The sequence below is a fragment of the Azospirillum sp. HJ39 genome (assembly GCF_041507355.1).
Taxonomy (GTDB): domain Bacteria; phylum Pseudomonadota; class Alphaproteobacteria; order Azospirillales; family Azospirillaceae; genus Azospirillum; species Azospirillum thiophilum.
In genome coordinates, this window is sequence record NZ_CP167912.1 from 60464 (window position 1) to 79365 (window position 18902).

Below are 18902 nucleotides of genomic sequence, written 5' to 3' on the forward strand. Positions count from 1 at the left end.
GGGCCATGGGGCGGAACGGTCACGGGTAAAAAAGGCCGGCCGGTGCGCCGGCCGCGGAGCCGTCAGTCGGCGGAGTGGGGTTCGGCCATGGCGACCACCACCTTGCGCGGCCCGCTGAAGGGCGTGCGGGCGTGGGCGGCCAGCATGTTGTCGAGCATCATCACGTCGCCGGTCCGCCACGGGAACAGCACCGTCTCCTCGGCCAGGACCGCCCGGATGGCGGCGAGGTCGGCAGGATCGATGGGGCCGCCGTCGGCATGGTAGACGTTGCGCGGCAGATCCTCCTCGTCGAGGATGTCGAGCAGCGCCGACCGCGCCTCCTCCGGCAGGTTGGAGACGTGGAAGAGGTGGGCCTGGTTGAACCACACCGCCTCCCCGGTCACCGGATGACGGGCCGTCGCCTGGCAGATCTGGCGCGTGCGCAGTTCGCCATCCTCCTTCCAGTCGCAGAGGATGCGATGGTCGCGGCAATAGGCCTCCACCGCCGCGCGGTCGTCGGTGTTGAACACCCGCTGCCAGGGCACGTCCAGGCCGTTGCCGTAATTGCGGACATACATCAGGCCGCGCCGCTCGAACCGTTCGCGGATGTCGGCGGGAATCCGGCGGTGGATCGCCCGGCTGTCGGCGATCGGGGTCTCGCCGCCGACCGGAGCCGCCTGGACGCAGTAGAACCAGATGCGCATCGGCCAGTCGCGGGTATAGGCCTGCTCGTTGTGCAGCGGGATGTGCTGGTCGGCCGGATATTCGGTGGAGGTGTAGACGCCCGACGCCACGTTGGTCCGCGGGGTCGATCCGAACTCGTAGCTCAGCAGCGGATGGCCGAAGGCTGCGGCGAAGGCGCGGAACCGCTCGACGGAATTCGCTGCGGAATTCGCTGCGGAGTCTCCTGCCGGGCCAAGCGCGAAGCCGCGGAAGAGGATGCCGGCGCAGCGCGGCAGCCAGTCGCGCACCAGCGGCTCCACGGCCGCGAAGGCGTCGAGCAGGTCCACCTGCGGATCGCGCGCCCGCACCAGCAGCGGCAGGCCGCCGCGCGCATGGGGAAAGTCTTCGATCGTGAAACTACGCTCGGCCATGGGACCCTCATGAAATCAGGCGGTCGCGGCGATGCCGCCGGAGCGGCCCGCCGGCCGGCCCAGCCATTCCGCCAGCCGGTCGAGAAGCGGACGCTCGTGGGCGCGCAGGAAGAAATGGTCGCCGTCGAACATCTCCAGGGTGAACTCGCCCCGCGTCTCCACCTCCCAGGCCCGCAGCCGGTCGGCGGCGATGTCGTCCTGCGTGCCGCCGAACACCCGGATCGGGCAGCCCAGCGGCGGATGGCGGCGGTAGGCGTAGCGGCCGCACAGCAGGAAGTCGGCGCGCAGGACCGGCAGGGCCATCTCCAGCAGGTCGCGGTTGCCGAACACCTCCTCCGCCGTGCCGCTGAGACGGCGCATCTCGGCGATCAGCCCGTCATCGTCCAGCGGCTCGGCCCAGCGCCCGTCCTCGCGCCGGCTGGGAGCGGCGGCGGCCGACGCGAAGAGGACCCGCGGCTCCCCCAGGCCACGGCCGCGCAGGGCATGCGCCAGCTCGAAGGCGAGGAGACCGCCCAGGCTGTGCCCGAACAGGGCGTAAGGGCCGCGGGTTTCCGGAGCCAGCTCGTCCGCCAGTTCGTCCGCCAGCGCCGTCAGCCCGGTCCTGGGACGCTCGTCCATCCGCCGGCCGCGGCCCGGCAACTCCACCGGCACCACCTCCAGCCAGGACGGGACGAGGCGTTTCCAGCGCGCATAGATCATCGCGCTGGCGCCGGAATAGGGGAGGCAGAGCAGCCGCATCGCCGGAGCTGCCGCGCGGCCGGAAACGGGCGTGGTCGCGGACGTCATCGCGCTGCGGCTTCGTCCATCTGGCGGCGCAGGCTGAGCGGCCGCATGTCGGTCCACACCTGCTCGACGAAGGCGAGGCAGTCGGCCTTGGGGCCGCTCTTGCCCGCCTCGCGCCAGCCGGCCGGAACCGCCTTGTAGTCCGGCCAGATGGAATATTGTTCCTCGTGGTTGACCAGCACCTTGAAGGTGATGTCCTCGCGGTCGAACGCCATCGCTGTCCTCGTTCACTGTCGGGAGTGGGGCGGCATCCCGGTCCGGCCGCTCATGCGGTCCGCACCCGGCGCCTTCCTGCCCTATTGGACGAAGCAGCGCGGCGAATCGTTAGGAGGATTTTGCGATTCCCTCGCAACAACGGGTGCGGCGGTCACCATGACGGTCAGCGGACCAGCCCGACCGGCTCTCCGGTTTCCGGATGGGGGATCACCGCCATCGGCAGGCCGTAGATGGCGCCCAGCCGGGCGGAGGTCATGATCTCGGCCGGCGTGCCGCGGTCGATCAGCCGTCCGCCATGCAGGGCGACGATGTCGTCGCAGAAGCGGGCCGCCATGTTCACGTCGTGCAGCACCGCGATCACCCCGATGCCACGCTCGCGCGACAGGCGGCGGACCAGGGCCAGCACCTCCACCTGATGGGCGACGTCGAGCGCCGAGATCGGCTCGTCGAGCAGCAGGCAGCCGGCGTCCTGCGCGATCAGCATGGCCAGCCACACCCGCTGCCGCTCGCCGCCCGACAGGCTGTCCACCAGGCGGTCGGCGAACCGCGCGGTGTCGGTCAGCGCCAGCGCCTCCTCCACCTTGCGGGCATCCTCCGCCCGGAAGGCTCCGAGCGCCCCGTGCCAGGGATAGCGGCCGAGCGCCACCAGTTCCCGCACCAGCAGCCCGGAAGCCGGCGGCATGTGTTGCGGCAGGTAGCCGATCCGGCGGGCGAGCGCCCGCTGCTTCCAGCGGTCCAGCGGCTGGCCGTCGAACAGCACCCGCCCGCCGCTGGGCAACTGTTGACGGGCGAGGATCTTCAGCAGGGTCGATTTGCCGGAACCGTTATGGCCGATCAGCGCGGTCACCCGGCGGGGAAACAGGTCGCAGGACGGCAGGTCGAGCAGCAGGCGGCCGGGCAAGGAGAAGCTCACCCCCTCGATCCGGAACATCGGCGCGACCTGGGACGCGGCCGGAGGCGTGGCCAGGGGCGCAGCTGGAGACGTCATGCGGAAGTCCTGCGGTCTGATGGGGCGGCCGGCGGGGTGCGCCGCCAGTAGGCGACGGTCAGCATGCGGTCGCGGTCGATGCCGCGTCCGCGCAGATGGTCGCGCAGGCGGCCAAGGTCGTCGAACTCGCAGGCGACCCAGGCGAAGAGGTCGGACGGCAATGCCAAGTTGCGCACCGCCTCCACCAGCGCCCCCTCGTCGGCCCCGGCATCCCGGCGGTGCAGCCAGCGGACGGCGATGCCGGCGGGCGCCCGAAGCGGCACTTCGTCCGCCGCGTCCTCTACCTCGATCAGGGCGATGCCGCGGGCGTCGGCGGGCAGCTCCTCCAGGATGCGGGCGATGGCGGGCAGCGCGGTCTCGTCGCCGGCCAGCAGGTGCCAGGATGCCGGGCGGATGCCGAGCCCGCAGGGACCGGACATGCCGCAGAGGTCGCCGGGCCGCGCCCGCCGGGCGAAGCCGGCACCGGGGGCGCCATCGGGAGCGCCAGCGGAATGCCCGTCATCGGCATGAAGGACGAAGTCGATGTCCAGTTCGCCCGCCTCGGCGTCGATGCGCCGAAGGGTGTAGTAGCGGACGGCCGGCCGCCGGTCCGGCTCGGGCCAGAGCGGCCGCCCGTCGGGCCCGGGGCGCGGCCAGGACGGAACCGTCGCCCCATCCGGCGGCAGATAGAGGCGGACATGCAGGTTGTCCGGCGTGGCGAAGCGGCCGAGATCGCGGCCCTGGAAGGTGACGCGGCGCAGGCGCGGCGTCAGGTCACGGACGGCGGCGACCCGGATCTCGCGGAAGTCGGCGAAAAGCGGTCCGGTCTCCACGTCGCCGGTCCAGACGATGGCGGCATCCTCCCCCAGCAGGCCGGCCAGCTGCTCGCTGACGGAAGCGCGCAGCCGCTCCAGGAGCCCGCGGTCGTCCGCCTCCGCCCGAAGATGCAGGCCATCGGCCCCGACGGTCAGCGCCAGCCGCCCGAACGCGCCGCTCGCCGCCAGCGTGCCGCCCTCCCGGACGAAGGACAGGCCGTAGGGCTCGGCGGCGGCGACCAGCCGGCCGGCGGCATCGGAGGGCCGGTCGTGAGGGATCGCGGTATCGCAGGAGAATCGGGGCATCAGCGCCGTCCCAGCAGCCAGAGAAGAAAGGGCCCGCCGATCACCGAGGCGAGCAGCCCGGCCGGCACCTGGTAGGGAAAGATCACGCTGCGGCCGAGCCAGTCGGCCATCAGCATGATCAGGCCGCCGAGCATGGCGGAGCCGGCGAGATGGGCGGCCGCCCGCTGCAGGCCGAGCATGCGGGCCAGATGCGGCCCCATCAGCCCGACGAAGCTCAGCGGTCCGACGATCAGCGTCGCCGCCGCGGTCAGCAGTGCCGACAGGCTGAACAGCGCGAGACGGCTGAGCGACGGGCTGACCCCCAGCGCGGCGGCCACCCCGCCGCCGAGCGGCAGCAGGTCGAGCCAGCGGGCGACGAAGGGAATGGCGCCGATGGCGAGCAGCGCCAGCAGAAGCGCCGCCAGCCCGTCGGTCCACCCCGCCATGTAGGTCGAACCGGACAGCCAGGTGACGAGCGTTTGCAGGCGCGGATCCTGCCCGGCCATCAGGACGGCGACGACGACGCCGGAAATCGAACTGGTGGCGATGCCGGCCAGCAGCAGCCTGTCGGGAGAGAAGCCGTCCTTGCGGCCGAGCGCCAGCATCGCCGCCAGCACCGCGACCGCCCCGGCCCCGCCGGCCGCGATCTGCGAACCGCGGTCCGGGGCGTCCGCCGAGAACATCAGCACGATCACGCCGAGGATGGCACCGGATGAGACGCCGAGGATTTCGGGCGCCGCCAGCGGGTTGCCGGTCATCCGCTGCAGCATCGCGCCCGCGACCGCAAGCATGGCCCCGCCGAACAGGGCCGCCAGCGCCCGCGGCAGGCGCCAGGATGCCAGCGCGGCGAGGTCGCCGCCGGAACTCCAGTCCCAGCCGCCCGGCCCGGGACCGAAGGCGACGGCCATCCACAAGGCCGGCAGCAACAACAGGCCGGCGCCGGCGAGCACCAGGGCCGGCCGGGATGCCCGCGGCGGCGGTGGCGCGGTGGACAGGACCGGGGGTGCCGCGCTGCGCAGCCGCGGCAGCAGCCACAGCAGCATCGGCACGCCGAGCACCGCCGTAACGGCACCGGTCGGCAGTTCCCGGTAGGTGATCGGCGCCATCAGCACCAGGGCGTCGGTCGCCCACAGCAGGGCGGCGCCGCACAGGGGCGCCCACAGCATCCGCTGCCCCAGTCGGCGGGCGCCGGCCATGCCGACGATGGTCGGCGCCGCCAGCCCGACGAAGCTGACCACGCCGACGGCGGCGACGGTCAGGGCGGCCAGCATCACCGCGATCACCAGCCCTGCCAGGCGGGCACCCACCACCGACAGCCCCAGGCTGCGCGCCCCGCCCTCTCCCAGGCCGAGCAGGACCAGGGGGCGCAGCACCAGCAGGGCGGCGACCGCCAGCACCGCCAGCCGGGGCGCCAGGAAGGCGGCCATGCCCCAATCCTGCTGGTCGAGGAAACCGGCGCCCCACAGGAACAGGCCGATCAGCAAATCGTGGTTGAACAGCACCATCACGCCGCTGACCGACCCGGCATAGAGGCTGAGGACGAGGCCGGCCAGCACGACGGTGACCGGCGACAACCCCTTGCGCCAGGACAGCGCCAGCAGCGCCGCCGCCGACAGCCCGGCCCCGGCCAGGGCGACCCATTCCCGCCCCAGCGCCAGAACGTCCGGCAGCCACAGCGTGGCGACGGCCAGCGACAGGTGCGCGCCGGCGGAAATGCCGAGGGTGGCGGGCTCGGCCAGCGGGTTGCGCAGAACCTGTTGCAGGATGGTGCCGGCAAGCCCAAGCGCCGCCCCCACCAGCAAGGCGACCGCGAAGCGCGGGAACAGGACGTAGTGCGCGGCAAGCTGGTCGAGCCGTGCCGGGTCGGGATCGACGAGCGCCCTCCACCACAGCTCCGGCGGCAGTTGCCGGTCGAGGACCAGCAGGGAAGCCAGCCCGGCCAGCAGGAACAGGCCGGTCACCGGCCAGGCGGGACCGAACCGGCGGGACGGGATGGGGATCGCGGTGTCAGCCATGGCGCTGCGGAAGCCTTTCGCCGAGCAGGCGGACGAAGCGTTCCGCCGTCGGGACGCCGCCATAGAACAGGATGGGCGGCAGGATGGTGACCCGGCCGTCGCGCAGGAAGGGCAACCCGGCGAACAGCGGCAGGCCGGCCAGCGCCTCGAGCGCCCGCTTGCCCTCGCTGCCGATGTTGACCAGTTCGGCATCGGGACGTCCGGTCAGCCGGTCCATGGTCACGGTGGCGTGGCCGTAGGGGCCGCTTGGACCGGTCCAGGCATTCTCGAACCCCAGCCGGTCGAGGACATCCTGGTAAAGGCTGTTGCGCCCGTGGATGAGGACGCGGCGCCCGTCGAGGACGCTGAGAACATAGAGCGGACGCCGCTCCCGCCCGATCAGGCGCGCGCGCGCCTCCTCCAGTGCGCTGTCGAGCCGGGCGACCGCGCGGTCCGCCGCCTCCGCCATGCCGAGGCCGTCCGCCAGCCCGCGCAGGGAGGCGATGGCGAAGGCGAGCTGACCGCTGCGCCGCTCTCCCTCGACGGTTCCCGTATCGAAGGACTGGTAAAGGGTCAGCGGGGCGATCCGTTCCAGCCGGCCGCGCACGGCGGACAGCATGCCGTCGGTGACGAAACGCGCCGGTTGCAGCCGGTCGAGCAGTTCCAGGTTCGGCTCCGCCCTGGCACCGATGTCCGGAACGCCGTCCGGCACCGCCGGCTCGATCACCGAGCGACGATACCGGTCGATCTCGGGCAGGCCGCGCGGAACGATGCCCAGCGACAGCAGGGCCTGCGCGCTCGTCCAGTCGAGCGCGCAAACCCCGCCGGCCGCGTCATGCTCCGCCGACCGCGCACCGCCGGCCAGGAGGCCGAACGGCAGCGCCGCGGCGGTACGGAGGAACCGGCGCCGGTCGAGGGCGCCGGTCGTCCCGGACATCGGCAGCAACGGTCGCGCCTTACCAGCTGTACTTCAGCGTCGCCAGGATCTGGCGGCGGTTGCCGTACAGCACGGTGTTGTCGTAGAAACCCGCCGAATAATACTTCTTGTCGGTCAGGTTACTGACGTTGAGAGCCACGCTGGCCCCCTCCAGTTCGGACCGCAGGGCGCCCAGGTCGTAGCGGACGGCGGCGTCGACCAGCGTGTAGTCGGGGATGGTCTCGGTGTTGCCGGCGTTCTTGGACGTGCCGACATAGCGTGCGCCAACCCCGAGGCCGAGGCCGGTGAGCGGACCTGACTTGAAGGTATAGTCGCCCCAGGCCGACGCCATGTGGCGCGGAATCCCCTTCGGACGCAGCCCGACCGAGCTGGCGGTGGAGCCGACTGCCGGATTGTCCTTGGTGATTTCGGCATCGACGAAGGCGTAGGAGGCGATCAGGCTGACCTCCTCCGTCAGCTCCATCTTGCCTTCCAGCTCGATGCCGCGGCTGCGGATCTCGCCTTCCTGCACGGCATAGCCGCTGAAGACCGGGTCGTTGGTCGTCACGTTCTGCTGGGTGATGTGGTAGAACGACGCGGAGATGAAGCTGTTCCAGCCGTTCGGCTGGTACTTCACGCCCACCTCGTACTGTGTGCCGGTGGTCGGCTTGAAGGTGCCGCCGCCACGTTCCGGCGCATAGGTGCCGGTGGTCGGCTGGAACGAGGTCGCGTAGCTGGCATAGGGCGCGATCCCGTTGTCGAAGACATAGCCGATGCCGGCACGGCCGGTGAAATGCTTGTCGCGCGCGGTCTGGAAGCTGCTGGACAGGTTGTCGATCTCCTTGTCCACCACCCAGTCCTGCCGGCCGCTGAGGGTCAGGATCCAGTTCTCGTAGCGCAGCTGGTCCTGAAGATAGGCGCCGATCTGGGTCAGGTTGCTCTTCCCGTTCACCCAGGGGTCGGCATAGGTGAAGTCGGTGGCCGGATAGGTCGGGTTGAAGATGTCGACCACCAGCGCGTTCAGCGAATTCCGACGCTGCTCCTTGCCGGAATAATAGCCGTAGTCGACGCCGGCCAGGATGGTGTGCGACACCGGGCCGGTGCTCATCTTCCCCTGGACGTTGGTGTCGAGCAGATAGGTGTTGGTGCTCTTCGGACGGTCCTGCACCCCGACCGGGTAATAGCGCCCGTCCACCACCTCCACCGGCCAGGCGGTGCTGAAGGCGCTGACGAAGTTGACCCGCGAATGCATGTAGCGGGCATTCTGGTGGACGGTCCAGTTAGGGCTGATCTCGTGCTCGATCTCATAGCCGACCGAGGTGTTCTGCACCTTCCAGTCGGAATAGCCGGGAACGCCGAAAAAGAGATCGGTACCGATCTGGTCCAGCGCATTGCGGGGAATGCTCTGCTCCGCCCCGCTCATCTTCAGCTTCTGATAGCTGGCGAGCAGGGTCATCTTGGTCTTGTCGGTCGGCTTGAAGGTCACGGCCGGCGCGATGTAGAGGCGGTCGTCCGGCGCGTGGTCGACCTGGGTGTCGGACAGGCGGCCGAGACCGGTCAGGCGGTACAGCACCTTGCCGTCGCCGTCGACCGGCCCGCCGAAGTCGAAGGCGGCCTGGCGGCGGTCGAAGCTGCCGGTCTGCAGCTGGATTTCATGCAGCGGCTTGGCGGTCGGCCGCTTGGTGGTGAGATTCACCACGCCGCCGGGCGAGGTCTGGCCGAACAGGACCGACGAGGGCCCCTTCACGACGTCGACGCGCTCCAGCCCGTAGGGCTCAAAATTGGTGTCGTAGTTGTTGAAGCCTGCACGCAGGCCGTCGCGGTAGATGCCGAACAGATTGAAGTCGCGGAAGCCGCGCATCGAGAAGTCCGGGGCGCCGGGGCCGCCCGGATAATCGACCACGGCGATGCCGGGCGAGTAGGCGACCGCACCGGCGAAATCCTGCACCGCGCGCTGGTCCAGCTCCTTGCGGGTCACGACGGAGATCGTCTGGGGGATTTCGATCAACGGCGTCTCGACCTTGGTGCCGACGGCGCTGCGGGTCGCGACATACCCCTCGGTGCCGCCGACGACGCCCTGAACGGAAATCGGGTCGAGAACCATGCCGTTGGCGGCCTGCCCGTCGCCCTGGCCGGCTTTGCCGCCGTCCGTCGCCTGCTGCGCCAGACCGGCCGGCTGGTTCGCCAGCAGCGCCAGACCGGCCATCGTCGTCGCCAGCAGGAAGGCTTTCAAACGCCCGCGCTTGCCCGTCGGCAGACGACCGGCCGGTGCGGCCGTCCCAACCTCGATCTCCATCTCAATACCCCCAGCTGAAGCTTTATCCGACGGGCTCCGCTCCCTCGCGAAATCCGTCTCCCGGCTCTAAGACGAAGGGGGTAGGCGAATATTAAGGGGAATCTTTCATATGTACGAAGTTTTCGTGCGCGGCCGTCGTCGTCGTCGGCTCCGACAGGCCGGGGCAGCGGTCGAAGAAGTCGCGGCGGTCGAGCACCATCAGCGCGGCGCGCTTGTGCGGGAAATCGAATTCCCGTTCGCGCAGGAACCCCAGGGACTGCATGTGCCCGATCATGCGGGCGTTGTCGGCCCGCGGCTCCGACACCACGCGGCCGGTGCGGGCATCGGACAGGAACAGCCAATGCACCAGCGCCGGCAGCCAGGACCGGACCTTGTGCGGTCCACGGTGATGCTCCTCCCCCACCAGCATGTGGATGCCGCGGTCATGATCCCCCGGCGCGCAGAAGGGCGCGATGCGGTCCTCCTTCGCCCAATAGGCCTCGAAATAGGCGAAGGGTTCGTCGTCGAAGCAGCCGATCAGCGTCTGGACATGCGGATCCCCGGCCAGCCCCTCCAGGTAGGCGCGGTGCCTCAGGACGTCGCCGCCCTCCTGCCAGAAGGCCAGCACCCGCGGATTGTTCTGCCAGCGGTTGAAGCGCTCCAGATCGGAGTCGATGTCGAGGCTGCGCAGCGAAATCCAGAGGCCGAGCGCCGGGTCGAACCGGCGGTAAAGCTCCCCGGCCGGCTTCGGCGGCCGATGGAGGCCGCCTCCATCCCCGCACGCAATGGCCGGATAGCCGGTGGTGCCTGGACCGCGCAGCCAGGGGCCGGGCAGTTGCCAGAAGGCGTCGCGCCGGCAGATGGCGTCGCCCCCGCCATCGGCGAGCAGCAGGCCGGATCGCAGCGCCTCCGGGTCGGGCTCGATGCCGCGCCAGAGAAGGAATCGGCAGGCCGGATCGCGGGTGAACAGCCAGCAGGCCGCCGCCCAGGCGGCATCCGCCGGAACCGGGCCGGGCTGCCCCGGAGGCCGGTCGGGGGACCCGTCGGGAATGAGGGCGACACCGCCCTCCATCGGTTCGCAGGCGGCCGACAGCAGCGGACGGCCGTCGACGGACAGCCGCAGACGGCCGGGCTCCGCCTCGGCGGTCAGCCGGCGGCCATCCGGCAACGGCAGGGTATGGGATGATGTCATGGTGGCGGTTTCCAGTGTTTGCGCCCGCTTCCGCCGCCCGCTCACCGGGCGAGGGCGAGCAGCCGGTCGCGGGTCGCCCCGAAGCACAGATAGACGGCGGCGCTTGTATGGACCGACACCCCGTCCACCTCGGCCGGAATGCGTCCGTCCATGTCGAGAACCTCCACCGCCGCCCCGCGGCCGGTGAAGAGCTGCCGGGCGGTGAGGGCGTTGGCGAAGGGCACCACGGCATCCCGGCCGGCGCCGCACAGGACCATCGGCGCGCGTGGCGTCCAGTCCAGCAGGTCGTTGCGGGCAAGAGCGCGGCGGAACGGGATTTGCGGATCGTCGAAGGCCCGCGTGAAGCCGTCCTGGCGAAGCCGCGCCATTTCCGGTCCCGGCGGCAGCGCTCCCTGCCGGAGCATTTCGAAGATGTCGAGGCGGCCCGGCATGAACGCCTCGACCGTGGCGTCGTAGGGCGGCCGGAACAGCTCGGCGGGCGAGGCATAGACGTTGCCGTAGACGCGCTGCATCGCCACCGCGGCATAGGCGAACAGCGCCGTCGCCAGACCGTTCGGCCCCGCCGGCCCGGTCGCCGACCAGCCATCGACGAAGGTCCGCTCCAGCGCATAGGGGCCGGACATCGGCGCCGTCCCCGCAAGGCGGAACTCGTCGGCGTGGTCACGCTCGATGGTCCGCTGGGCGGCCATGGACGCGTGGCCGCCCTGGGAGTAGCCGGCCAGCATCACCTTCCCCGACAGCGGGATCCGCGCCTCCCCCGCCACGCTGCGGGCGGCGCGAAGCGCATCGACGATGGCGGACGCCTCGCTCTCCGCATGCAGGTAGGGATGGAACGGATAGTCCGACCGGCCGAGCCCGAGATAATCGGTGGCGGCGACCGCGACCCCGCGTGCGGCATAGAAGGTCAGCAACGGACTGTCGCCCGCGGCCAGCACGTCGTCGGCCTGACTGGCGTCCCGCCGCGTCTGGGTGCCCTGCGCCCAGCCCAGCAGCTCATGCGGCTCCCCGCAATCCGGGCCGCCGGGCAACAGCAGCATGGCCGAGGCGGTCGCCGGTTCGCCATGCACGCCGATGGTGGCATAGGTCACCCGCGACAGCGTGACGTCGCAGCGCGGGCGGCCGATATAGTCGGCGCGCGGTCCAAGCCCCGCTTCGATCGCGTCCCGCCGGTAGGTCGCCAGCGTCGCCACCTCGAGCACCGCGCCCCGCGCGGGGGCATCGCCCGCCTGACGGGAGGCCCCGTTCGCCGCTGCCGTCCCGACCGCGCAGACGACGGACAGCAAGCACATCAGCCACAGCGTGGCGCGTCCGTGCCGGATCATCGCGTCCATCACCGGTTCAGCGCACCGGCAACCAGCCCGGTCGGTCCGGACTGATGGCGGGACCGGCCGTCGGCCGGCGCCAGGTCGCGGTAGAGGGCAGTGGCGATCTCCGCCGCGCGGACCGGCAGGACCGACAGCAACGTGTCGCTCAGCCCATGGGTTTCCTCACAGAAGCCCTGGATGAAGACCGGTGCCGTCAGCTTGGGATCGGTGCGGACGCGATACTCCCGGTCGACCCGCAGGCCGCCGATCAGGTCGCCCAACGGCTCCAGCAGCCGGCGATGGGAATTGCGCTCATACCCGGTCGCCAGCACCACCGCGTCATAGCGGATCTCCTCCAGGGTACCGCTGGACAGGTCGCGCAGGGCAAGCGTGATGCCGGCCCCGTCGGAGGCGACAGCCTCGATCTGCCGCCGGCACAGGAAGCCGTGGCGTTGCACCCCGGACACCTTCTGGCGGTAGAGGATGCCGTAGATGCGGTCGATCAGTTCGCCGTCGACCACCGAATAGTTGGTGTTGTGATAGTCGCGGATCAGTTGCGCCCGTTCGTCCTCCGACAGGTTGAACATCACGTCGGTGTAGGCGGGCGCGAAGATCTCGTTGACGAAGGGCGTGTCGTCGGCCGGACGCAGGACCGCCGACCGCAGGATCATGTCGGCCCGCACCGACGGGAAGCTGTCGTTGAGGTCGATGAAAGCCTCTGCGGCACTCTGCCCGCCGCCGACCAGGGCGATGCGCATCGGCGTTCCGGCGGTACAGGGCTGGGTGGCGATCCGCTGCACATAGTCGGCATGGTGGAACACGCGGGGATCGTCCTTCAGCCCGGCGAACAGGGCCGGGATGCGCGGCGTTCCGCCGGTGCCCACCACCAGCGAGCGGGTCCGTCGCACCCGTTCGATCCCGTCGGGGCCGCGGGTCACGACATCCAGCATGCCGATGGCGCCGGACCGGTCGGCGACCGGCTCGACCCGCAGCACCTCCGTGCCGTAGCGGCAGAGCTCGGCGAAATGGGACGCCACCCAGCGGAGATAGTCGTTGAACTCCATCCGGCAGGGATAGAAGGTGCCGATGTTGATGAAGTCGATCAGCCGTTCCTTCCGGTGCAGATAGTTCACGAAGCTGTAGGGGCTTCGCGGATTGCGCAGCGTCACCAAATCCTTGAGGAAGGAGATCTGCAGGTCGCTCTGCTGCACGAGGGTGCCGCCATGCCAGCTGTAGGAGGCCTGACGGTCGAAATAGGCCGTGTCCAGCGCCCGTCCGGAGCGCTCCGCCTGTTCTTCGAGGGCAATCGCCAGCCCGATGTTGGAAGGCCCGAATCCGATCCCGGCAAGATCCAGGGGCTTTTCGGAGAGGCTGAACTGAGTCATGGAATCGTCGTCCCCTGTTGAGAATCCCAAAAAACGCCGCCACGGTTGCCGGACGCATGGACCGGTCCTGTTGCCTGTGCCGGTCGATGGCGTGGCGGGTCTCCAGCCGGATGCCGACCGGCATCGGCCGACCGCCGCCTTACTTCGCCGGATTCCTGAAAGACGACGAACGCACCACGCGGAAATTTAGGCTCTTTCTTATCCGGGCCGTCTTCGCCGCTCCTGCCGGCTGCACAGGAGAGCCGAGATGCCGACAGCGCTGCCACCCTCGTGAAATTTGAAGAACGCAGCATCCGGCCGCTCGGCCCGATCGGGACGCGATCTTCCCGCTCCACTTGGAGCTTTTCGGTTGTGGCCACCGAACCGGCGCAAGATCATCCAGGTGGACGACCGTCTCGCGCACGCACATCGAATATTTATTGCCGAAAATCGCACTCACAAGCATGTATTCCAAGTTCTTTTTTACAGATTTTCAAATACAAGTGCATGAATTTTTCTATTTCAAAAAATAAACATTCATCATCGAGAAAATCTTGTTGTATCCTTATGGCTATCTCTCATAAGATTCATTCAATTGATGGTAAATCATAATTTTCTTCGGGTTCTCATGGAATTATGGGGGCTTGTTTGGCGAATTCAATCCAGATACCCAGAGGCTTTGTTGAATCATTACTCACCGTTTCCGCGAATTCGACACCGATTCCCGAAGTCGACGCACAAAGCCACGGCGGCGATCTGCCCGCCAAAATGGGGATAAGAACAAGTGCCGGTTCAGGCCGAGCCGGATTGCCTTCCTGGCAGCCGCCGTGGACGGGCACATCCCGGGGAGACGACAGGAGCGCAGCGTTGCCAAACCCCCTTCGAGTGTTCGCGGAACCGGCTTGGCTGGACCGTGTCGCTGCAGCGTGCCGCGCCGCGCCGCGCCATTGCGTCACGGTTCCCGGTTCCGACAATCGCCGGATCGGCGTCCCCGTCGTCCAGGACACATTCCGGTTGCCCGGCGGGAGGTCGGCGATGGGATGGCGGGTCGGCGCCGTCCATTATACCGATTACCTCGATTTTCCGGACCTGGAGGCGTTCGACGAGCGGGGGCTGCGCGGCCTGCTCGACGCGGCGCGGGACGCCGGCTGCGCGTTCGTCCTGTTCTCGCACGTCCCGCGCTCCGGGAGCCTGGGCCGGCTTCTCCGCGACGCGGCACGGCGGGACGAGGGGTTCCGCACGCTCGCCTGCCAACCGACCCTCGGCGTCGATGCGGCCATGGGGAGCAGCGCATGGTGGGCATCGCGCGGCAAGGAAAGCCGCCGCCGCCTGGACCGCTACCGGCGGAAGGCGCTGGAGGCCGGCGGAATCTTCGCCATCGAACCCGCGACGGAGGAAACCCTCGAAACCCTGCTGGACCTCCAGAACCGGCGATCGGGGCAGGCCGGCCTAGACAGTTTCGCCGCCATGCCCGATTTCGCGGCCTTGATCCGCTCGCTGGCCGGAACCGGCATCGCGCAGGTCGCGACGCTGCGGCTGAATGGGGAGTGCGCGGGAGCCCTGCTGTTGCTCGTGGACGGGAAAGCCACCGGAATCTACGCGCAGGCCTTCGCCCCGCACTGGCACCACCTCTCCCCGGGAACCGGGCTGTTCGTCTTCGTCATCGAGGACGCGTTCCGCCGCGGGCTGCGCTACGTCGACTTCCTGCGCGGGGACGAGCCGTACAAGCGGCACATGGCGACCACCACGATGGTCATGGACAAGCATCTCTGGCTCGCGCCGGACGCCGCGCCGGAAACCCTCGCCTTTTTCGAAAGCCTGGTCGAGTGATGTGGCGCAGCCCGTATCAGAGCGCCGCCGTAGCCGGCGCCCTGGCCGCCGCCGGGATCGCCACGGCGGCCGAGGAGGAGGTTCTCGCCAACGCTCTGGGTGGCGGTGGCCTGATCGCCTGGGAGCTGGCCCCCGCCGCCGGGCGGCGGCTGCCATGGCCCGCCTTCGTGTTCCGCGACATCCGTCCGCTCGACGCGGTGCAGTGGCGGCCCGGGGGCTATCACACCCTGTTGGCGGACGATGAGGCGGGGTTCTCACCGGCTTGCCGCCGCAAGATCGAGGCGGCGCGGCGGGCGGGCGTGACGGTGGTGTCGGGCGACGCGGCGGCGGACGCCATGGCCCTGTTCTCCCCCCACCCGCAGCTGCGCGGCGACCTGGACGGCGACCGCTTCGCCGCGCTCGCGGACGCGGTGAGGACGGCGGGCGCGGGAGAGCTGTTCGCCGCCCGCGCGCCCGACGGCGCGCCCTGCGCGGCCGCCCTGGTGCTGCGGTCGCCGGACATCGTCAACCTCCGCTTCTCGGCGGTGGACCGCCGATACGGGCGGCTCCAGCCGATGCGCCTCCTCATCGCCGCCATCCGGAACGGCCACCCCGGCCTGCTCCTGGATCTCAGCGGCTTCACCCCGCCCGCGCTGGCCGATGCGCGGGCCCAATCCATCAACCGCTTCAAGCGCGACTTCGGCCATAGGGTCGCCCTCTTCGAACCTGAGCCATGACCGATCCCCATATCCCCCTGTCCATCGTGATCCCCTGCAAGGACGACTGGGCCGTCGTCGATTGCGTCGCGTCGATCCCGGACGGCTTTCCCGTCGCGATCGTTTTCAACGGCTGCGCCGACGGCTTTCCCGAAGCGGTGCTGGCACGGATCCGGCGCGACGGCGTCGGTCACCGGGTGCTCGGCGAGGCCAACCTGTCGCTGGCGCTGGAGACGGGCATCTGGATGGCGCCGGGCGATCGCGTCCTGCTGATGGACGCCGATTGCGTGTTCGCGCCGGGAGCGGTGGAGGCGGCGGCGGCGGCCATGGACGGCGGCAAGACCCTGGACGAGGTCTTCAAGGGCCGCGTGCTGTTCCGCGACGACGGGGGGCTGAGAAGCCGTCTGGTGGCCCGGTCCCGCCAGCATCACACGGCGGAGGTGCTGACCGCCTACAAGCCGCCGCTCGCGCTCGATCGGCGCATCGCGGCGCGCATCGGCGGCTATCTGTTCGACCGCCGCCTCGTGTGGCGCGAGGATGCCGACCTCGACCACCGGATCCGGCAGGCGGGCATCGCCATCCGGCCGGTGGAAGGCTGCCTCATCCACCACGAGCCGCTTGAAATCGCCTCCGACCTGCGGAGCACCTTCCGTTACGGGGTGGGAGAGGCGCTGGCCGACGCACTGGGCAAGACGCTGACCGATGTGCCCCGCTCGGTGCTGAGCACCCTCCGCAGCCAGGGCGTCCTGCCGGCGCTCTACATGCTGTTCCGCAACCGCGTGTACACGGCCGGTTATCTCTGGACGAAGCTGCGGCTGCTGACCAACGCCGACCCGATCATCGACGAGGATCCCCGCCGTGTCCCGCCACGTAGTTGAGACCGCCCGGGCGGTCTTTTCCGGCCAGCGGGCGGTCCGCCTGGAGCCCGGCGCCCTGCCGGCGCTGTGCGCGCAGGCTCCCGAAGCCGGGGCCACCCCCCAGAGCACCCCCCAGAGCACCTGCGACCGGGGAACGGCCCTGGCCCTCCTGTTCGGGCCGGTGAATTGCTGCTTCTTCACGGCGCAAGGTGAACCCTACCGCCCGCATGGTGCGGCGCCGGGCGGATCGGCGGCCCTGCGCCGCGCCATGGCAGAGGCGACCGTCGACTGGACCGACCTGCACGCCGTGGCGGACTTGCCCATCGGCCGATGGCGGACGCTGGTCGGCGGGCCGCTTTACGACACCGACGGGCGGCACGCGCGGCTGACGGGATTCGCACGGCACCTGCTGGCGCGCGGCCTGCACCGGACCACCGACGCGCTGGCCGCCATGCCGACGGCCGAGGCCCTGCTGCTGGGGCTGGTCGACTCCGGCTTCTTCGCGGATCCGTTCCTGAAGCGCGCGCAATCGACCGTCTTCGACGTGTCGCAATTGGCCGAGGCCCGCACCGGCCGGCACATCGACGGGATCGAGGAGCTGACGCTCCTCGCGGACTACCGGCTCATCCAGCTCTTTCTCCACGCCGGCGTGATCGTCGTCGAGAGCGCGGCGCTGAACCGCCGCATCCTGGAACGCCGCCCCCTGGCGGCGGACGCGCCGGAGACGCTGGCGCTGCGGGCGGCGGTCGTGCTGTGCGGCGGGTTCCTGGAAGGCGGCTTCCCCGCCCTGTGGGACAAGCGCCTGTGGAGCCTGGCGAAGCGCCTGGAGGCGGACGGGGCGCTGCGCGTCCCCCCGTTGCTCGTATTCACCGATCAGTTTTAGGGGAACCCATGCGCGTCCTTGTGCTTGCCCCCCATCACGACGACGAAACCATCGGCTGCGGCGGCACGCTGGCGGGCTTCGTCGCCGCCGGTGCCGAGGTGCTGGTGTGCCATGTGTTCGACGGCTCGACCGGCATCGCCGACCTGACGGCCGCCGCCTGCCGCGAGGCGCGCCGCGCGGAGGCCGAAGCGGCGGCGAGGATTCTCGGCTGCCGGCTGCTTCCGGGACTGGACCTGCCCGACCGCATGCCTCATGAGCCCGGAGCGTTGATAAGGCCGCTGATCGCGCTGCTGCGGCAGACGCGCCCGGCGCTGCTGCTCGGTCCGCATGCCGGGGACCGCGATCATGAGCACCGGCTGGTCGCCGCGGCGATGGAGGAGGCGTTCTGGATGGCCTCGTCTCCGATGTTTCCGGAACTGGGCGCACCCTGCGCTCCCCTCTCGGCGCTGCTCGGCTACGAGGTGTGGACGCCGATCGCCGATGCCGCCCTCACCGTCGACATCACCGCCCAGGCCGGGCGCAAGCGCGACGCGCTGTCGTGCTACGCAAGCCAGGACGGCGCGTCGGGCTGGGGGGCCGGGGGAATGGGGCTGTCCACCTATCGGGGCACGACGCTGCTCGGCGGCGGCCTCGCCGAGGCGTTCACATTGCGCCGGATGCGGCTGGACGCCCGGGACCTGATCGATCTGTTCAACAATCCAGGAGCGGCAAAATGATGGATGCGTCGGACTTGCGTGGAGCTCTTGCCGCCAACGGTCTGCAAGCGGTCTCGATCACCCCCGTCGAAATCCGGGAGGAGCGCTGGGTGTGCCTGGGCTTCGAGGAAGCCGGCCACGACAGGGGCGATTTCATGCACCTCGCCCTGCTGCGCATGCCGGGCGCCGCGCTGGACGAGGCGGAGGATCTGTATGCGCTGGTGCGCCATCACTTCGCCGGCCGCCGCGGCGTCTGCACCCGGCTTCACTCCGAATGCCTGCTGGGCGACGCCATGGGATCGTCGCTGTGCGACTGCGGCGACCAGCTTCAAGGCAGCCTCGGCCTGATGCGGCGGGAGGGCAGCGGGATCCTCGTCTATCTGCGCCAGGAGGGGCGCGGCATCGGCATGCGGGCCAAGCTGGACTGCCTGGCCCGCCAGTTCGGCGTCGTCGGCGGGCGCCGCGTCGCGGAGCCCCTGTCGCCCGACATGGCCAACCTTGCCGCCGGCTATGACGTGGATCACCGGGATTACCAGGCCGCCGCCGGGTTGCTGTCGGCGCTTGGCGTGGGGTCCGTCCGGCTCGTCACGGGGAACCTGGAAAAGGTGAACGGGGTGCGCCGGCACGGCATCGCGGTCGACGAACTGATCGACGTGTGGTCCCCCACCCTGTCGGACACGGCGTGGCGCGAATTGCAGCAGAAGGAAACGCGGCATTACCGCTACGCGCGGCACGACCATGTTTCGGCCGACTGACGG

Annotated in this window: 17 protein-coding genes; 6 read left to right on the forward strand and 11 right to left on the reverse strand. The window is 70.0% G+C overall.

Going from position 1 to position 18902, the window contains the following annotated elements:
• Positions 1-62 precede the first annotated feature (62 nt).
• From ABMY26_RS27945 to ABMY26_RS27995, 11 genes are all read right to left on the reverse strand, one after another.
• Positions 63-1073 (reverse strand): TauD/TfdA family dioxygenase, encoded by a 1011-nt coding sequence (locus tag ABMY26_RS27945; RefSeq protein ID WP_372399441.1) that lies wholly within the window; start codon positions 1071-1073, stop codon positions 63-65.
• A gap of 15 nt (positions 1074-1088) precedes the next feature.
• Positions 1089-1859, reverse strand: a complete 771-nt coding sequence (locus ABMY26_RS27950) for a thioesterase II family protein (protein WP_372399442.1) — start codon at positions 1857-1859, stop codon at positions 1089-1091.
• Entirely contained in the window at positions 1856-2071 is a 216-nt protein-coding gene (locus ABMY26_RS27955) for an MbtH family protein (protein WP_045584370.1), read from the reverse strand. Before ABMY26_RS27955 ends, ABMY26_RS27950 begins: the two co-directional genes overlap by 4 nt.
• A gap of 164 nt (positions 2072-2235) precedes the next feature.
• Entirely contained in the window at positions 2236-3060 is an 825-nt protein-coding gene (locus ABMY26_RS27960) for an ATP-binding cassette domain-containing protein (RefSeq protein ID WP_372399443.1), read from the reverse strand.
• Positions 3057-4160 carry an SIP domain-containing protein gene (locus ABMY26_RS27965; RefSeq protein ID WP_372399444.1) on the reverse strand — a complete coding sequence of 368 codons (1104 nt, stop codon included), beginning with the start codon at positions 4158-4160 and terminating at the stop codon, positions 3057-3059. Before ABMY26_RS27965 ends, ABMY26_RS27960 begins: the two co-directional genes overlap by 4 nt.
• The gene (gene fhuB, locus ABMY26_RS27970) at positions 4160-6154 is read right to left on the reverse strand and encodes a Fe(3+)-hydroxamate ABC transporter permease FhuB (RefSeq protein ID WP_372399445.1); all 1995 of its coding nucleotides are present in this window, start codon (positions 6152-6154) and stop codon (positions 4160-4162) included. The genes ABMY26_RS27965 and fhuB overlap by 1 nt, the downstream gene beginning before the upstream one ends.
• Positions 6147-7070 carry an ABC transporter substrate-binding protein gene (locus ABMY26_RS27975; RefSeq protein WP_372399446.1) on the reverse strand — a complete coding sequence of 308 codons (924 nt, stop codon included), beginning with the start codon at positions 7068-7070 and terminating at the stop codon, positions 6147-6149. The genes fhuB and ABMY26_RS27975 overlap by 8 nt, the downstream gene beginning before the upstream one ends.
• A 19-nt stretch (positions 7071-7089) precedes the next feature.
• A complete protein-coding gene (locus tag ABMY26_RS27980; RefSeq protein WP_372399447.1) occupies positions 7090-9345 on the reverse strand; it encodes a TonB-dependent siderophore receptor in 2256 nt (751 codons plus the stop codon).
• Between the two features lie 91 nt (positions 9346-9436).
• Positions 9437-10516 (reverse strand): GNAT family N-acetyltransferase, encoded by a 1080-nt coding sequence (locus tag ABMY26_RS27985; protein WP_372399448.1) that lies wholly within the window; start codon positions 10514-10516, stop codon positions 9437-9439.
• Positions 10517-10557: 41 nt separating this feature from the next.
• Positions 10558-11847 (reverse strand): lipase family protein, encoded by a 1290-nt coding sequence (locus ABMY26_RS27990; protein ID WP_372399449.1) that lies wholly within the window; start codon positions 11845-11847, stop codon positions 10558-10560.
• Entirely contained in the window at positions 11847-13205 is a 1359-nt protein-coding gene (locus ABMY26_RS27995) for a lysine N(6)-hydroxylase/L-ornithine N(5)-oxygenase family protein (RefSeq protein WP_045584365.1), read from the reverse strand. The genes ABMY26_RS27990 and ABMY26_RS27995 overlap by 1 nt, the downstream gene beginning before the upstream one ends.
• 1014 nt (positions 13206-14219) lie before the next feature.
• Between ABMY26_RS27995 and ABMY26_RS28000 the strand changes: the two genes are divergently transcribed.
• From ABMY26_RS28000 to ABMY26_RS28025, 6 genes are read left to right on the forward strand one after another with little or no spacing between them, the layout of a single operon-like run.
• Positions 14220-15014 (forward strand): GNAT family N-acetyltransferase, encoded by a 795-nt coding sequence (locus ABMY26_RS28000; protein ID WP_372399450.1) that lies wholly within the window; start codon positions 14220-14222, stop codon positions 15012-15014.
• Positions 15014-15730 carry a GNAT family N-acetyltransferase gene (locus tag ABMY26_RS28005; RefSeq protein ID WP_372399451.1) on the forward strand — a complete coding sequence of 239 codons (717 nt, stop codon included), beginning with the start codon at positions 15014-15016 and terminating at the stop codon, positions 15728-15730. Before ABMY26_RS28000 ends, ABMY26_RS28005 begins: the two co-directional genes overlap by 1 nt.
• On the forward strand, positions 15727-16587 hold the full coding sequence (locus tag ABMY26_RS28010) for a glycosyltransferase family 2 protein (protein ID WP_372399453.1): 861 nt from the start codon (positions 15727-15729) through the stop codon (positions 16585-16587). The genes ABMY26_RS28005 and ABMY26_RS28010 overlap by 4 nt, the downstream gene beginning before the upstream one ends.
• Positions 16568-17449 (forward strand): queuosine salvage family protein, encoded by an 882-nt coding sequence (locus ABMY26_RS28015; RefSeq protein WP_372399454.1) that lies wholly within the window; start codon positions 16568-16570, stop codon positions 17447-17449. Before ABMY26_RS28010 ends, ABMY26_RS28015 begins: the two co-directional genes overlap by 20 nt.
• An 8-nt stretch (positions 17450-17457) precedes the next feature.
• Entirely contained in the window at positions 17458-18165 is a 708-nt protein-coding gene (locus tag ABMY26_RS28020; RefSeq protein ID WP_372399455.1) for a PIG-L deacetylase family protein, read from the forward strand.
• The gene (locus ABMY26_RS28025; RefSeq protein ID WP_372399456.1) at positions 18162-18899 is read left to right on the forward strand and encodes a hypothetical protein; all 738 of its coding nucleotides are present in this window, start codon (positions 18162-18164) and stop codon (positions 18897-18899) included. The genes ABMY26_RS28020 and ABMY26_RS28025 overlap by 4 nt, the downstream gene beginning before the upstream one ends.
• Positions 18900-18902 lie beyond the last annotated feature (3 nt).

Coding starts and splice junctions, on each gene's coding strand:
- ABMY26_RS27945 (WP_372399441.1), bottom strand. CDS start 1,073: ATGGCCGAGCGTAGTTTCACGATCGAAGACTTTCCCCATGCGCGCGGC.
- ABMY26_RS27950 (WP_372399442.1), bottom strand. CDS start 1,859: ATGACGTCCGCGACCACGCCCGTTTCCGGCCGCGCGGCAGCTCCGGCG.
- ABMY26_RS27955 (WP_045584370.1), bottom strand. CDS start 2,071: ATGGCGTTCGACCGCGAGGACATCACCTTCAAGGTGCTGGTCAACCAC.
- ABMY26_RS27960 (WP_372399443.1), bottom strand. CDS start 3,060: ATGACGTCTCCAGCTGCGCCCCTGGCCACGCCTCCGGCCGCGTCCCAG.
- ABMY26_RS27965 (WP_372399444.1), bottom strand. CDS start 4,160: ATGCCCCGATTCTCCTGCGATACCGCGATCCCTCACGACCGGCCCTCC.
- fhuB (WP_372399445.1), bottom strand. CDS start 6,154: ATGGCTGACACCGCGATCCCCATCCCGTCCCGCCGGTTCGGTCCCGCC.
- ABMY26_RS27975 (WP_372399446.1), bottom strand. CDS start 7,070: ATGTCCGGGACGACCGGCGCCCTCGACCGGCGCCGGTTCCTCCGTACC.
- ABMY26_RS27980 (WP_372399447.1), bottom strand. CDS start 9,345: ATGGAGATCGAGGTTGGGACGGCCGCACCGGCCGGTCGTCTGCCGACG.
- ABMY26_RS27985 (WP_372399448.1), bottom strand. CDS start 10,516: ATGACATCATCCCATACCCTGCCGTTGCCGGATGGCCGCCGGCTGACC.
- ABMY26_RS27990 (WP_372399449.1), bottom strand. CDS start 11,847: ATGGACGCGATGATCCGGCACGGACGCGCCACGCTGTGGCTGATGTGC.
- ABMY26_RS27995 (WP_045584365.1), bottom strand. CDS start 13,205: ATGACTCAGTTCAGCCTCTCCGAAAAGCCCCTGGATCTTGCCGGGATC.
- ABMY26_RS28000 (WP_372399450.1), top strand. CDS start 14,220: ATGGGATGGCGGGTCGGCGCCGTCCATTATACCGATTACCTCGATTTT.
- ABMY26_RS28005 (WP_372399451.1), top strand. CDS start 15,014: ATGTGGCGCAGCCCGTATCAGAGCGCCGCCGTAGCCGGCGCCCTGGCC.
- ABMY26_RS28010 (WP_372399453.1), top strand. CDS start 15,727: ATGACCGATCCCCATATCCCCCTGTCCATCGTGATCCCCTGCAAGGAC.
- ABMY26_RS28020 (WP_372399455.1), top strand. CDS start 17,458: ATGCGCGTCCTTGTGCTTGCCCCCCATCACGACGACGAAACCATCGGC.
- ABMY26_RS28025 (WP_372399456.1), top strand. CDS start 18,162: ATGATGGATGCGTCGGACTTGCGTGGAGCTCTTGCCGCCAACGGTCTG.